This window comes from Streptomyces sp. MGP-P1 (genome assembly GCF_057766565.1).
Window position 1 is genome coordinate 1,579,457 of sequence record NZ_JBYMEM010000007.1, and the last position, 14,987, is coordinate 1,594,443.

The window sequence follows — 14,987 nt, forward strand, 5'->3', positions numbered from 1 at the left end:
TGCACTGTTCTTATCAGACGGCTGAGCGGGCGCTTAGGGGGTGGCGGTCTCTCCGTCGGTCCGGGTGGTCTCGAAGCGGACGACGACCGATTTGCTGGCCGGGGTGTTGCTGGTGTCGGCCGTGGAGTCCAGGGGGACCAGGACGTTGGTCTCCGGGTAGTAGGCGGCGGCGCAGCCCCGGGCGGTGGGGTAGTGGACGACGCGGAAGCCAGCCGCGCGGCGCTCGACGCCGTCCTTCCACTCGCTGACGAGGTCGGTGTACGCGCCGTCGGCGAGGCCGAGGGCGGCGGCGTCCTCGGGGTTGACCATGACGATGCGGCGGCCGCCCTTGATGCCCCGGTAGCGGTCGTCGAGGCCGTAGATGGTGGTGTTGTACTGGTCGTGGGAGCGCAGGGTCTGCAACAGGAGCCTGCCGTCGGGGAGTTCGGGGTACTCGACGGGGGCGGCGGTGAAGTTGGCGCGGCCGGTGGCGGTGGGGAAGCGGCGCTCGTCGCGGGGGGCGTGGGGGAGGGTGAAGCCGCCGGGGCGGGCGACGCGGGTGTTGAAGTCCTCGAAGCCGGGGACGACGCGGGAGATGCGGTCGCGGATGGTGGCGTAGTCGCGCTCGAAGGCCTCCCAGTCCGTACGGGAGCCGGCGCCGAGGACGGCGCGGGCGAGGCGGGCGACGATGGCCGGCTCGGAGAGCAGGTGGGGGCCGGCGGGGGCGAGGTTGCCGCGTGAGGCGTGGACCATGCCCATGGAGTCCTCGACGGTGACGAACTGCTTGCCGCTCGCCTGGACGTCCTTGTCGGTCCGGCCGAGGGTGGGCAGGATCAGGGCGCGGGTCCCGGTCACGGCGTGGGAGCGGTTGAGCTTGGTCGAGACGTGGACGGTGAGGCGGGCGCGGCGCATCGCGGCCTCGGTGACGGCGGTGTCGGGCGTGGCCGCGACGAAGTTGCCGCCCATCGCGAAGAAGACCTTCGCCTCGCCGTCGCGCAGGGCTTGGATGGAGCGCACCACGTCCAGGCCGTGGTGGCGCGGCGAGGTGATGCCGAACTCCTTGTCGAGGGCGTCGAGGAAGGCCGGTGCGGGCCGTTCGAAGATGCCCATGGTGCGGTCGCCCTGGACGTTGGAGTGGCCGCGCACCGGGCAGACTCCGGCGCCGGGGCGGCCGATGTTTCCGCGCAGGAGAAGGAAGTTGACGACTTCGCGGATGGTGGGCACGGAGTGTTTGTGCTGGGTGAGGCCCATCGCCCAGCAGACGATGGTGCGTTTCGAGGCGAGGACGAGGGCGAGGGCCTGCTCGATCTCGGTGCGGGTGAGGCCGGTCGCGGTGAGGGTCTCGTCCCAGTCGGCGGCTTCGGCGGCCTTGGTGAACTCCTCGTAGCCGTGGGTGTGTTCGGTGACGAACGCGGTGTCGACGGCGTCGTCTGCGGCGAGGATCAGCTTGTTGAGGAGGCGGAAGAGGGCCTGGTCGCCGCCGATGCGGATCTGGAGGAAGAGGTCGTTGAGGGCGGTGCCCTTGATCATGCCCTGCGGGGTCTGGGGGTTCTTGAACCGTTCCATGCCGGCTTCGGGCAGCGGGTTCACCGAGATGATCTTCGCTCCGGCGGTCTTGGCCTTCTCCAGGGCGGAGAGCATCCGGGGGTGGTTCGTGCCGGGGTTCTGTCCGGCGACGATGATCAGGTCGGCCTGGTGCAGGTCCTCCAGGGAGACGCTGCCCTTGCCGACGCCGATGGTCTCGGTGAGCGCCGAGCCGGACGACTCGTGGCACATGTTGGAGCAGTCGGGGAGGTTGTTGGTGCCGAACTCGCGGGCGAAGAGCTGGAGCAGGAACGCGGCCTCGTTGCTCGTGCGTCCCGAGGTGTAGAAGAGGGCCTCGTCGGGGGAGCCGAGGGCGGTCAGCTCCTCGGCGATGATCGCGAAGGCCCGCTCCCAGGTGACCGCCTCGTACCGGTCGGCGCCCTCGGGGAGGTACACCGGCTGGGTGATCCTGCCCTGCTGGCCGAGCCAGTAGCCGCTGCGTTCGGCGAGGTCGGCCAGCGGGTGGGCGGCGAAGAAGGCGGGGGTGACGCGGCGCAGGGTCGCCTCCTCGGCGACGGCCTTGGCGCCGTTCTCGCAGAATTCGGCGGTGTGCCGCTTGTCGCCCTCGGGCCAGGCGCAGCCGGGGCAGTCGAAGCCGTCCTTCTGGTTGACCTTGAGGAGGGTCTGCGCGGTGCGGCGCACGCCCATCTGCTGCTGGGCGATGCGCAGGGAGTGGGCGACGGCGGGCAGGCCCGCGGCGGCGTGCGGGGCCGGCTCGACCTGCGGGGCGTCCTGGACCGGGTCACCGGTCGGCGGCTTGGTGGCCATGATGCTGCTCCCCTTCGAGCGCTTCTTCCCTGTCCGTACGTCCTCGGTACGTCCTCACCGTCGATCCTGTCACGGCCCCCGGATGTCGTGCCGGTCCGGATTGTCAGTGGGCCGTGGCAGGATCGGGGGCGTGGCTGAGACGGCATCGAAGAAGACGGCAGACAACCGACCGCGCCTGCTCCTCATGGACGGGCACTCCCTGGCGTACCGGGCGTTCTTCGCCCTGCCCGCGGAGAATTTCACGACGGCGGTGGGGCAGCCGACGAACGCCGTGTACGGCTTCATGTCGATGCTGGCGAACACCCTGCGTGATGAGGCGCCCACGCATTTCGCGGTGGCGTTCGACGTGTCCCGCAAGACCTGGCGTGCGCAGGAGTTCCCGGAGTACAAGGCGAACCGCTCGAAGACCCCCGACGAGTTCAAGGGGCAGGTCGAGCTGATCGGCGAGCTGCTGGACGCGATGCACGCGGACCGGTTCGCGGTGGACGGTTTCGAGGCGGACGACGTCATCGCGACGTTGGCGACGCAGGCCGAGGCGGCCGGGTTCGAGGTGCTGATCGTCACCGGCGACCGGGACTCCTTCCAGCTGATCACGGAGAACGTGACCGTGCTGTACCCCACCAAGGGGGTCTCCGAGCTGACCCGGTTCACCCCGGAGAAGGTCGTCGAGAAGTACGGGCTCACCCCGCAGCAGTATCCGGACTTCGCCGCCCTGCGCGGCGACCCGTCGGACAACCTCCCCGGCATTCCCGGGGTGGGGGAGAAGACGGCCGCGAAGTGGATCAACCAGTTCGGCTCCTTCGCCGAGCTGGTCGAGCGGGCCGAGGAGGTCAAGGGCAAGGCCGGGCAGAGTTTCCGCGACCACCTGGACGCGGTGAAGATGAACCGGGTGCTGACCGAGATGGTCCGGGACGTGGAGCTGCCGAAGGCCCCGGCCGAGCTGGAGCGCGCGCCGTACGACCGCACGGCGGTCACCGGTGTCCTGGACATACTGGAGATCCGCAACCCGAGCCTGCGCGAGCGCCTCCTCGCCGTCGACCCGGGCGCGGCGGAGGCCGAGCCGCCCGCGCCCGCCGCCGGGATCGAGCTGGACGGGGTCGTGCTCGGCTCCGGCGAGGTCGCCCCCTGGCTGGAGGCGCACGGCGCGCAGCCGCTCGGCGTCATGACGGTGGACACCTGGTCGCTGGGCGCCGGCACGGTCACGGAGATCGCGCTCGCCGCCGCCGACGGGGCCGCCGCCTGGCTGGACCCCACGCAGCTGGAGGAGACCGACGAGCAGGCGTTCGCCGCCTGGGTCTCGGACCCGGCCCGTCCGAAGGTCCTGCACAACGCGAAGAACGTGATGCGGGTCCTGCCCGAGCACGGCTGGCGGCTCGAAGGCGTCGCGATGGACACCGCGCTCGCCGCGTATCTGGTGAAGCCGGGCCGGCGCTCCTTCGCCCTGGACGCGCTGGCCGTGGAGTATCTCGGCCGGGAGCTGGCCCCGGCCACCGCCTCCGACGGGCAGCTGGCCTTCGGCGCGGACGACCGGGCCGAGGCGGACGCCCTGATGGCGCAGGCCCGCGCCGTGCTCGACCTGGGCGACGCGTTCACCACCCGTCTGAAGGAGGTGGGCGCGGCGGAGCTGCTGCACGACATGGAGCTGCCGACATCGATCCTCCTGGCCCGTCTGGAGCGGCACGGGATCGCCGCGGACCGGGCCCATCTGGAGGGGATGGAGCAGCAGTTCGCGGGGACCGTGCAGCAGGCGGTGAAGGAGGCGCACGCGGCGGTGGGCCGGGAGTTCAACCTCGGATCGCCCAAGCAGCTCCAGGAGATCCTCTTCGGTGAGCTGGGCCTGCCGAAGACGAAGAAGACCAAGACGGGATACACCACGGACGCGGACGCGCTGGCCTGGCTGGCCGCGCAGACCGAGCACGAGCTGCCGGTCCTGATGCTGCGCCACCGTGAGCAGGCCAAGCTGCGGGTCACCGTCGAGGGTCTGGTCAAGACGATCGCCGCCGACGGCCGGATCCATACCACGTTCAACCAGACGGTGGCGGCGACCGGCCGGCTCTCCTCCACCGACCCCAATCTGCAGAACATCCCCGTCCGCACGGACGAGGGCCGGGCGATCCGCCGGGGCTTCGTCGTCGGCGAGGGCTTCGAGACGCTGATGACGGCGGACTACAGCCAGATCGAGCTGCGGGTGATGGCGCACCTCTCCGAGGACGCCGGTCTGATCGAGGCGTTCACCTCCGGCGAGGACCTCCACACCACGGTCGCCTCGCAGGTCTTCGGCGTCGAGAAGGACGCGGTCGACGCGGAGATGCGCCGCAAGATCAAGGCCATGTCCTACGGCCTGGCGTACGGTCTCTCCGCGTTCGGCCTCTCCCAGCAGCTGAACATCGACCCCGCCGAGGCCCGGGTGCTGATGGACACCTACTTCGAGCGGTTCGGCGGGGTACGGGACTATCTCCACCGGGTCGTCGAGGAGGCCAGGGCCACCGGGTACACGGAGACGATTCTCGGTCGGCGCCGCTATCTCCCCGACCTGAACAGCGACAACCGCCAGCGCCGCGAGGCCGCCGAGCGGATGGCGCTCAACGCCCCGATCCAGGGCACCGCCGCGGACATCGTGAAGGTCGCGATGCTGCGGGTGGACCGGGCGCTCACCGAGGCGAAGCTGACCTCGCGGATGCTGCTCCAGGTACACGACGAAATCGTCCTGGAGATCGCGAAGGGCGAGCGGAAGCGCGTGGAGGAGATCCTGCGCCACGAGATGGCCCACGCGGTCGAGCTGCGCGCCCCGCTCGATGTGTCGGTCGGCGTCGGCAAGGACTGGGAGTCGGCCGCGCACTGAGCCACCGGCAGAGGGCCGGGCCCGGACCGCGTCACGGTTCCGGGCCCGGGCCTTCTGCCCGGCCCCCTACCTCCGGCCGGCGGGCGCTCCCGTACGGGCCCCCTCCGGGCCCGGCGTCCCCTCCGCTGCCCGCGTCCGCTCCGGGCCCGGCGTCCCCCGCCGCCTGCCCGGCAGCCGCATCCACGCCCCGTACAGCAGCAGCCCGGCCGCCAGCCCGGCGCCCGCGCCGAAGCAGGCCGTGGGGATGATGTCCAGCGGGCTCTCCACCCGGCCGAAGCGGTCGTACCAGCGGACGCACCGGTGGACGGCGCCGAGCAGCACGCACAGGCCCAGCAGGCCGAGAGCGCCCCACCTCTCCCGGCGGCCGAGCACCGGCACCTCCTCGGGCGCGGGGACCTTCGGGGCCGTCCGGAGCCCGGTGAAGGCGAACCAGCCGATGACCACGAGGGCCAGGGCCGAACTGCCGTACTGGACGAACTGGTACACCGGGAAGCCGCCGACGCTGCGGCTGAGCACCGGCACCAGCTCCGTCCCCCACTGGCTGTGGTGCGTGAACGCGTCCCACACCACGTGCGTGGCCGCGCCCAGCGCACCGGAGACGGCGAACCACAACCAGGCGGAAGGACCGAAGGAGGCCCGCGTCCACCGCTGCCCCCGGACGAAGGCGTGGACGCGGCCCCGTACGCGTACCGGCAACAGCGCGACCAACGGCTCCCGCAGCAGGACCCACACGGTCACCAGCGCCGCCGCGATGACCACGTTCACCGTGACGACCCCGAGGAAGGTGTGCGTGAACGACCCGAACTCCATCGCCCCGGGGACCACCGTGTCCGCGAAGTAGGTGATGTCGGGCGCGAACGAACCGGCGACGAGAGCGGAGGGGAACAGCGGCCACCGGGCCGTCCCGTTCCGGCGGATCGCCGGGAGCACGGCGGCGGCATGGCTGAGCGTGAACGGCATGGCGGCAAGTATGCGGGACCGTTCGGGCACCCTTCCGTGGCCGCCAGGACAACATGCGCCTGCGAACGTGAAAAAAGAGTAAGAAGCGGTCAGGGCTCGGTGCTCGGCCGACACAAGTTGCCGTAGGGTCGCTGGAGTCCTTGCGCTGGGGAGCGCGAGCAGCCTTCGAGGGGGAGGGACCGGAACGTATGGCAGCGCACATTCGCCGACGTCTGCGCAAGGGGGCCACGACCACCGCGGTGGCGGCGGCCGCCGTGGCGGCACTCGCGGCCTCGCAGGCGCCCGCAGCGACCCTGGCCGACGGACCCGCCGGCGGCGGTGACCCCAAGGCGGCCGGTGAGGACACCGCGAGCACCGAGGACGACGGCGCCGCGACCGGCAACTCGCCCTACTACACGGACCTGCCGCCCCTGGTCACGCCCAACAAGCCCGGAGCCTCCAGCAATCTGCCGGTGACCGGGAGCGCGGAAGCCGGCATTCCGGCGTCGATCCTGGCCGCGTACAAGCAGGCCGAGCAGACCGTCCGGACGACCGACCCCACCTGCCGGCTGCCCTGGCAACTCCTCGCGGCGATCGGCAAGGTCGAGTCCGGCCAGGCCCGCGGCGGTCGCGTCGACGCCAAGGGCACCGCCAGCCCCCCGATCCTCGGCCCGGCCCTCAACGGCCAGGGCTTCGCCCTGATCAAGGACACCGACGGCGGGGCGTACGACAGCGACGCGGTCCACGACCGCGCCGTCGGCCCGATGCAGTTCATCCCGTCGACCTGGGCCTCCTGGGGCCAGGACGCCAACAGCGACGGACGCAAGGACCCCAACAACATCTTCGACGCGGCGCTCGCCGCCGGCCGCTACCTCTGCGCCAACGACCGGGATCTGGCCATCGCCGCCGACCTCGACAAGGCCGTGCTGAGCTACAACCGGTCGAACGAGTACCTGCGCACGGTCCGCTCCTGGTTCTCCTACTACCAGCGCGGTACGCACGAGATCCCCGACGGCACCGGAACGCTGCCCACCACTCCGAGCATCCCCGCCGGCTCCACCCCGAACCCGGGGACCCCGGGCCCGGGCGCCACCCCGGGCCCGAATCCCTCCCCGGACAAGCCGGGCGGGAAGCCGGGTCCGGGCTCCTCGAAGCCCGGCGACGGCTCCACCAGCCCGACGCCGAAGCCGCCGAAGCCGCCGAAGCCGCCCACCTCCGAGCCGACGCCGGCCGAGACCTTCGGCTCCCTGGAGAACGCGGGCACCGGCCCGCTGCGCGCCACAGCGGGCCAGGCGTTCGACGAGCGGGTCACCGTCCTCGCCCGCAACGCGCTCGGCGCACCGCTCGGCAGGGTGCCCGTCACGTTCACCGTCACCGGGAACACCGGCACGCTCTTCGCCGGCGGCAAGAAGACCGTCACGGTGCGGACCGGGGCGAACGGCACCGCCACCGCGCCGCAGCTCAGGGCCGGCGAGAAGGCCGGGGAGTTCACGGTGACCGCCGTCGCGGGCACCGGCAGGCCGCGCACCCTGACCTACGCGGCGACCGTCACCGCCCGCCAGGCCGACGCGCTCGCCCGGACCGACGAGAAGGCGCTCGTCGCCGCACCCGGCGAGAAGTTCGCGGACGCCGTCACCGTCAAGGCCACGTACAAGGACGCCGCGGCGGCCGGAGTGGCCGTCACCGCCACCATGGTCAAGGACCCCCTGGGGCTCTTCGACAACGACAAGGGCCCGTACTTCAAGGACGCGGCCGGCAAGCCGGTGCGGACCCTGACCACCCTGACGACGGACGCCGAGGGTGTGCTCCGGCTCCCGGAGATCTTCGCGGACGACACCGAGGGCACCTTCAAACTGCGCCTCACCACCGGGGGCGGCGCCTCGGTCGTCGTCGAACTCACCATCCGGGCCCCGGAGGAGACCGCCCCGGAGGAGACCGCCCCGGAGGAGACGGCCCCCGAGGAGACCGCCCCCGAGGAGACCGCCCCGGAGGGGACGGCCCCCGAGGAAGCCGCTCCGAAGGAGACGGCAACCCCCGAAGCCTGACCCCACGGCACCCGCCGCACCGCACAGCCATCGCGCACAGCCCCTCGGTCATCCGGCCGAGGGGCTGTCCGCTGTGTTCTCATCTCGCGCCCCGGTTGCTCCCGGGGCGGTGGTCCGATGACGACGACCTGATGGGTCGCCGGTGACCTGATGGAGCGTCAGGGGTGGGGCGCCGGCCTTCCTCGGCCTCGGCATCGGACTGCTCGCGCTCGCCCTCCGGCTGGAGGCGCGGTCCCGGCGGGCGGAGAGTCCTACGACCGCTTGAGTCGCGCCGAGGTGAACCGCGTCGCCGGTACGGTCGCGGGGTCCTCCGGCCACGGATGCTTCGGGTAGCGGCCGCGCAGCTCCGCCCGCACCGCCTTGTAGCCCTCCCGCCAGAACGACGCCAGGTCCGCCGTGACGGCCGCGGGCCGCCCGGCGGGGGACAGCAGGTGTACCAGGACCGGCACCCCGGCCACCCGGGGCGTCTCGGCCAGCCCGAACAACTCCTGGAGCTTCACCGCCAGGACGGGCTGCTCGCCGCCGTACTCGACCCTGATACGGGAGCCGCTCGGCACCTCGATCCGCTCCGGCGCCAGCTCGTCCAGCCGGGCGGCCTCCCCGGTCGCCCAGGGCAGCAGCCGCCGCAACGCCTGGCCCGCGTCGATCCGGCCCAGGTCCGAGCGCCGCCGGGCCCGCGACAGCTCCGGCTCCAGCCACGCCCCGGTCTCCGCGAGCAGCGCCTCGTCCGAGACGTCCGGCCACGGCGCGCCCAGCACCCGGTGCAGGAACGCCAGGCGCAGCCGGAACTGCTCACTGTCCCGGGTCCACCGCAGCAGCCCGAGCCCCTCTCGCCGCAGCCCCTCCACCAGGGCCCCGCGCACCAGCTCCGGATCGGGCTGCCGCAGCGGCCGGACCGCCAGCTCCACCGCGCCCAGCCGGTCCACCGACCGCGCCACCACCTCGCCGTCCACCCACCGGACCTCCTCGCCCCGCACCCGCAGATGACCGGCGGCCAGCAACGCGGTGGGCTCGTCGACCACCGCCGCCAGCCGCACCCGCGCCGACGCCGCGTGGGAGGGCCGGTCCGCGACCGCCACTGCCAGCCAGGACGCGCTGCGCAGCCGCGAGGCGTCCCGCAGCTCCGCGCCCGTGCCCGACGCCATCAGGAAGGCCCCGTCGCCCCGGGCCCGCGCCACCCGCTCCGGGAACGCCAGCGCGGCGACGAGGCCGACGACGGCGTCGTCGCCCCGGGCCCCGCCGGAGCCGGCGCCGTCCACCTGGCCCGAGAGCCGGCGCACCTCCTGCTTCCAGCGCGCCGCGTATCCGTCCTGGCCCCGGCGGGCGGTCCGCAGCGCCGCCGCGAGATCGTCCCCGTACTCCCTGGGGGGTTCCTCGCTCAGCAGCGCCACCACCTCCGCGGCCCGCCGCGCCCCGGCCTCCCGCGCCCCGGCCTCCCGCGCGCCGTCCAGCAGGGCCCGCGCCAGCCGCGGGTGCAGTCCGAGCCGGGACATCCGGGCGCCGCGCTCGGTGACCCGGCCCCCGCCGTCCACCGCGCCGATCGCCTCCAGCACCTCCCGGGCGGCGCCCATCGCCCCGGCGGGCGGCGGGTCCAGCAGCGCGAGCGAGGAGGCGTCCGGATCGCCCCAGCACGCCGCCTGGAGCGCGAAGGCGGCCAGGTCGGCGACCTTGATCTCGGGCGAGGGGAAGCGCGCGAGCCGCCCGTCCTCGGCCTGGTCCCAGCACCGGTACACCGCCCCCGGAGCCTCCCGCCCCGCCCGCCCGGCACGCTGCCGCCCGGCCGCCCGGGAGGCCCGTACGGTGCTCAGGGCGCCCAGCCCCCGGGCATGGTCGGTGCGGGGTTCCCGGGCGAGACCCGAGTCGACGACGACCCGCACGCCCGGCACCGTCAGCGACGACTCCGCCACCGAGGTCGCCAGGACCACCCGCCGCCGCCCGGAGGACCCGGCCAGCACCGCGTCCTGCACGGCGGCCGGAGCCCGCCCGTGCACCTGGAGCACCTCCGCGTCCACGTCCGCGAGCTGCCCGGCCACCCGCCCGATCTCCCCGACGCCGGGCAGGAAGCAGAGCACGTCCCCCTCCCGCTCGGCGAGCGCCCGCCGCACGGTCGCCGCCACATGCGTCAGCAGGGCGGGGTCCACCCTCATCCCGTGCGGCGGCTTCACCGGACGGGCGGGCGGCGCCCAGAGGACCTCCACCGGATGCGAGACGCCCTGCGCCTCGATCACCGGGGCGTCGCCGAGCAGCCGCGCCCAGCCCTCCGCGTCCGTCGTCGCGGACGCCGCCACCAGCCGCAGATCGGGCCGGATCGCCTCCCGCACGTCCAGGAGGAACGCGGCGACCGTGTCGGCGTCCAGGTGCCGCTCGTGGCATTCGTCGATGATCACCACGTCCACCCCGGCCAGCTCCTGGTCCCGCTGGAGCCGCTGGAGCAGCACCCCGGTGGTCACGACCTCCACCACCGTGTCCCGACCCACCACGCGCTCGCCGCGCACCGTGAAGCCGACCCGCTCGCCCGGCCGCTCGCCCAGCAGCCAGGCCATCCGCCGCGCCGCAGCCCGCGCGGCGATCCGGCGCGGCTCGGCGACCACGACCCGGCGCTCCGGGCCCTCGCCGGTCAGCCCGGCCAGCACCAGGGGGACGAGCGTCGTCTTGCCGGTGCCGGGCGGGGCGCACAGGACGGCGACGCCCCGGTCGTCGAGCGCGCGCCGCAGGGCGGGCACGGCGGTGCGGACGGGCAGTCGGTCCAGGGCTTCGGTGCGGATCACGCCCCCAGTGTCGTACGGGAGCGTCCCCGGGCGTTCCGCGCACCCCGGCCGGTCAGCGGCTCAGCCGCGCTCGCAGACGAAGATCGCCGTGCCCGGGATCAGGTTGCCGCGCAGCGGGGACCAGCCGCCCCACTCCTGGTCGTTCCAGGCGGGCCATTCCGGCTCGACCAGGTCGACCAGCCGGAAGCCGCCCGCCACCACGTCCCGGACCCGGTCGCCCAGCGTGCGGTGGTGCTCCACATAGACGGCGTCGCCTTCCTCGTCCTGCTCCACGTAGGGGACGCGGTCGAAGTAGGAGGCGGCGACGGACAGCCCCTCGGGCCCGGGCTCGTCCGGGAACGCCCAGCGGATCGGGTGCGTCACGGAGAACACCCAGCGCCCTCCGGGCCGCAGCACCCGGTGGACCTCGCGGAAGACCCGCACGGGGTCGGCGACGAACGGCACCGCCCCGTAAGCGGAGCAGGCCAGGTCGAAGGCCCCGTCCCGGAACGGGAGCCGGCCCGCGTCGGCCTCGACCAGGGGCACGTCCCCGCCGATCCGCAGGGCGTGCTGGAGCTGGCGGTGGGAGAGGTCGAGCGCGACCGGGCGGGCGCCCCGCCCGGCCAGCCAGCGCGAGCACTGGGCGGCCCCGGCGCCGATCTCCAGGACGTCGAGGCCCTTCAGGGAGGCGGCGGGCCCCAGCAGGGCGGCGTCCGCCTCGTCCAGCCCCTCCGGACCCCAGACGAAGCGGTCGTCCCCCAGGAAGCCGCCGTGGTCGCTCTGGTACTCGTCGGCGTTCCGGTCCCACCAGCCGCGGCTGGCCCGGCTGCTCTCCGTCTCGTCCGCCGCCCGGCGGGTGGCTTCGGGCTCCTGGGGCTCTGCGGGTTCTGCGGAGCGGGTCCCGTGGATCTCTTGGCTCATCGTGCCCGTCGTTGTAGTTTGCCTTCACCCGCCGCGCGCGGTACGTACCAAGGGGCGTGCCCCGGGGGTACGGACGCGCGTCCGCGGCGCCGTGCCGGAGTGTCCTCGGGCCGATACGGCCTCGGGGAACACGAGTTGTGCCGGAATTGGGGCGATGCGCCCCGGGTGTGCGTCTTCGCGCATTGACCCTGTCCGGCTGCCCCCGTATGCTACAAGTTGCGCTGCGAGCCTGCGCGCCTCAGACCTAGCAGGCCGCGCTCGCGTCTGTTGCATGTCCCCTCGGTTGTCGAGAGCGTCTCTCCGGAAACGGATTGCGTGCTTTCCAGGCTGTCCGGCTTCTGCAGAGGCGATACGGGCTTTCGGCGTAGCAGTACCTACGACTCTCTGTCCGTACCGGAGCCCTTTCCCACATGACGAGCAGCACCGAGACCACCACCACGCCGCAGGTTGCGGTCAACGACATCGGCGACGCGGACGCGTTCCTCGCGGCGATCGACGAGACGATCAAGTACTTCAACGACGGCGACATCGTTGATGGCGTCATCGTCAAGGTTGACCGGGACGAGGTTCTCCTCGACATCGGTTACAAGACCGAAGGTGTCATCCCGAGCCGCGAGCTCTCGATCAAGCACGACGTCGACCCGAACGAGGTCGTCAAGGTCGGCGACGAGATCGAGGCCCTGGTTCTCCAGAAGGAGGACAAGGAAGGCCGCCTGATCCTCTCGAAGAAGCGCGCTCAGTACGAGCGTGCTTGGGGCACCATCGAGAAGATCAAGGAAGAGGACGGCATCGTCACCGGTACCGTCATCGAGGTGGTCAAGGGTGGTCTCATCCTCGACATCGGCCTCCGTGGCTTCCTGCCGGCGTCGCTCGTCGAGATGCGTCGCGTCCGCGACCTCCAGCCCTACGTGGGCAAGGAGCTCGAGGCCAAGATCATCGAGCTGGACAAGAACCGCAACAACGTGGTCCTGTCCCGCCGTGCCTGGCTCGAGCAGACCCAGTCCGAGGTTCGCCAGACGTTCCTCACGACCCTGCAGAAGGGTCAGGTCCGCTCCGGCGTCGTCTCCTCGATCGTCAACTTCGGTGCCTTCGTGGACCTGGGTGGCGTCGACGGTCTCGTGCACGTCTCCGAGCTGTCCTGGAAGCACATCGACCACCCCTCCGAGGTTGTCGAGGTCGGCCAGGAAGTCACCGTCGAGGTCCTCGACGTCGACATGGACCGCGAGCGCGTCTCCCTGTCGCTCAAGGCGACGCAGGAAGACCCGTGGCAGCAGTTCGCCCGGACGCACCAGATCGGTCAGGTCGTCCCGGGTAAGGTCACCAAGCTCGTTCCCTTCGGTGCGTTCGTCCGCGTCGACGAGGGCATCGAGGGCCTGGTCCACATCTCCGAGCTGGCCGAGCGCCACGTGGAGATCCCGGAGCAGGTCGTCCAGGTCAACGACGAGATCTTCGTCAAGGTCATCGACATCGACCTCGAGCGTCGTCGCATCAGCCTCTCGCTGAAGCAGGCCAACGAGTCCTTCGGCGGCGACCCGGCCTCGGTCGAGTTCGACCCGACGCTGTACGGCATGGCCGCGTCGTACGACGACCAGGGCAACTACATCTACCCCGAGGGCTTCGACCCCGAGACCAACGACTGGCTCGAGGGCTTCGAGGCGCAGCGCGAGGTCTGGGAGACCCAGTACGCCGAGGCGCAGACGCGCTTCGAGCAGCACCAGGCCCAGGTCATCAAGTCCCGCGAGGCCGACGAGGCTGCTGCGGCCGAGGGCGCTGCTGCCCCGGCCGGCGCTGCTCCGGCCGCCTCCGGCGGCAGCGGTGGCGGCGGTGGCGGCGGCTCCTACTCCTCGGAGTCGGCGGACAACTCCGGCGCCCTGGCGTCGGACGAGGCCCTTGCCGCACTGCGCGAGAAGCTCGCGGGCGGCCAGAGCTGACGCTCTGACCCCGGCGGCCCATCGGCTGCGGTAGCTGTACAGCGGTAAGTGAGGCCCGTTCCCTTCGGGGGGCGGGCCTCACTCGCGTTCAGGGGGCGGGGCGGGGCGGTTACGGGGTGACGGTGATGTTGGTCAGCCCCTGGCCGCCGGTGACGGTGTTGCTCGCGTACACCGTGGTGCGGCAACCGGAGCTGTTGTTGGTGACGTTGATGGCGAGTCGCTTGTCGCCGGTGGCACCGGAGAGGTCCGAGGCGTTGCCGCGGAAGACGGTGCCGCAGCCCCAGCCGCTCTGCTGGGTGTGGGTCTCGTAGCCGTTGTTGGTGGTGCGCGAGCCCTTGTTGTCCTCGACCAGGACGTTGTTGCCCTTCACGTCGACCCAGGAGTCGTCGTAGTTGGCGCCGGTCAGCCCGTCGCCGTCGAAGGTGTTGCCGATGATCCTCGCGCCGGTCGTGCCCTCCTTGATGTCGATGCTCTCGCCGCCGACACCGGGGCCGATGGTGTTGTTCAGGATCTGCGCGTTGTCGCTGCGATCGGAGAGGTCGCCGGCCGAACCGACGTACACGCCCTCGCCCATGCCGCGTCCGTTCTGCCCGGTGTCGTGGATCCGGGAGTTCTTCAGAACGCCGTCCTTGCTGGACCTGCGGAAGTGGACGCCTTCCATGTCGAGGTCGTGCACGGTCACCGAGTCGATGACGACGCCGTTCGCCGCGTCGGCCATGATGCCCTTCTGGCCGCCCTTGACCGTGACGCCCTGAACGGTCCAGTACGAGGCGCCGTTCAGGTGCAGCCCGTAGCCGCCGCCGGCGGTCAGGACCGCCCTGCTGGAGCCCGTGAGGGTGATCCGTGCCCCGGAGGCGCCGGGTCGGGTGGCCTTGAAGTTCCCGGTGTACGTGCCGTCGGCGAGCCGGATCGTGTCTCCCGGGGAGACGGCGGCGAGTGCCGACTTGAGCTGGGCCGCGGTGCTGACGTCGATGACCGCGGCGTTCGCGGGGCCGGCGCCGGCCAGGGTGAGACCGCCGGCGGCCAGGGCGGCGGCGAGCAGAGCGGTGAGGGGGGAGCGGGTGCGCATGGGGGGTGCCTTCCCGTGGAGAGGGCCAGGGGTTCTCGTACATGAACATGGGGCGAGTCCCTGAACGTGTTGCCCAGTGACGGTAGGGACGGTGACGGGGCGCGTCAAGGTCTGGACCAGGATCGACGGGTGATGCCGACCAGGCCGAACCGCTCCTGCGGG

8 protein-coding genes are annotated in these 14,987 nt (G+C 72.4%); 3 read left to right on the forward strand and 5 right to left on the reverse strand.

The window, feature by feature from the left end; translation table 11 throughout:
* Positions 1-33: 33 nt before the first annotated feature.
* Positions 34-2,331, reverse strand: coding sequence for an FdhF/YdeP family oxidoreductase (locus AC3CH1_RS28575; protein ID WP_488465530.1), 2,298 nt, complete (start codon positions 2,329-2,331; stop codon positions 34-36).
* Between the two features lie 130 nt (positions 2,332-2,461).
* On the opposite strand from AC3CH1_RS28575, the gene polA reads away from it, so the two are divergent.
* Entirely contained in the window at positions 2,462-5,173 is a 2,712-nt protein-coding gene (gene polA, locus AC3CH1_RS28580) for a DNA polymerase I (RefSeq protein ID WP_488465531.1), read from the forward strand.
* A gap of 66 nt (positions 5,174-5,239) precedes the next feature.
* Here the strand turns inward: polA and AC3CH1_RS28585 are convergent, their stop codons facing one another.
* The gene (locus AC3CH1_RS28585; protein WP_488465532.1) at positions 5,240-6,133 is read right to left on the reverse strand and encodes a DUF4184 family protein; all 894 of its coding nucleotides are present in this window, start codon (positions 6,131-6,133) and stop codon (positions 5,240-5,242) included.
* Positions 6,134-6,321: 188 nt separating this feature from the next.
* Here AC3CH1_RS28585 and AC3CH1_RS28590 point away from each other — a divergent pair, with 188 nt between their 5' ends.
* The gene (locus AC3CH1_RS28590) at positions 6,322-8,157 is read left to right on the forward strand and encodes a lytic transglycosylase domain-containing protein (RefSeq protein WP_488465533.1); all 1,836 of its coding nucleotides are present in this window, start codon (positions 6,322-6,324) and stop codon (positions 8,155-8,157) included.
* A 251-nt stretch (positions 8,158-8,408) separates the two neighbouring features.
* Here the strand turns inward: AC3CH1_RS28590 and hrpB are convergent, their stop codons facing one another.
* Both hrpB and AC3CH1_RS28600 read right to left on the reverse strand, forming a co-directional pair.
* The gene (gene hrpB, locus AC3CH1_RS28595) at positions 8,409-10,925 is read right to left on the reverse strand and encodes an ATP-dependent helicase HrpB (protein ID WP_488465534.1); all 2,517 of its coding nucleotides are present in this window, start codon (positions 10,923-10,925) and stop codon (positions 8,409-8,411) included.
* Between the two features lie 60 nt (positions 10,926-10,985).
* A complete protein-coding gene (locus AC3CH1_RS28600; RefSeq protein ID WP_488465535.1) occupies positions 10,986-11,825 on the reverse strand; it encodes a class I SAM-dependent methyltransferase in 840 nt (279 codons plus the stop codon).
* Positions 11,826-12,235: 410 nt separating this feature from the next.
* On the opposite strand from AC3CH1_RS28600, the gene rpsA reads away from it, so the two are divergent.
* The gene (gene rpsA, locus AC3CH1_RS28605) at positions 12,236-13,756 is read left to right on the forward strand and encodes a 30S ribosomal protein S1 (RefSeq protein WP_018957589.1); all 1,521 of its coding nucleotides are present in this window, start codon (positions 12,236-12,238) and stop codon (positions 13,754-13,756) included.
* 109 nt (positions 13,757-13,865) lie between these two features.
* Here rpsA and AC3CH1_RS28610 read toward each other — a convergent pair whose 3' ends face one another.
* Positions 13,866-14,825, reverse strand: coding sequence for a right-handed parallel beta-helix repeat-containing protein (locus AC3CH1_RS28610; protein ID WP_488465536.1), 960 nt, complete (start codon positions 14,823-14,825; stop codon positions 13,866-13,868).
* Positions 14,826-14,987: the final 162 nt, after the last annotated feature.

Coding starts and splice junctions, on each gene's coding strand:
- AC3CH1_RS28585 (WP_488465532.1), bottom strand. CDS start 6,133: ATGCCGTTCACGCTCAGCCATGCCGCCGCCGTGCTCCCGGCGATCCGC.
- AC3CH1_RS28590 (WP_488465533.1), top strand. CDS start 6,322: ATGGCAGCGCACATTCGCCGACGTCTGCGCAAGGGGGCCACGACCACC.
- AC3CH1_RS28575 (WP_488465530.1), bottom strand. CDS start 2,331: ATGGCCACCAAGCCGCCGACCGGTGACCCGGTCCAGGACGCCCCGCAG.
- rpsA (WP_018957589.1), top strand. CDS start 12,236: ATGACGAGCAGCACCGAGACCACCACCACGCCGCAGGTTGCGGTCAAC.
- AC3CH1_RS28610 (WP_488465536.1), bottom strand. CDS start 14,825: ATGCGCACCCGCTCCCCCCTCACCGCTCTGCTCGCCGCCGCCCTGGCC.
- AC3CH1_RS28600 (WP_488465535.1), bottom strand. CDS start 11,825: ATGAGCCAAGAGATCCACGGGACCCGCTCCGCAGAACCCGCAGAGCCC.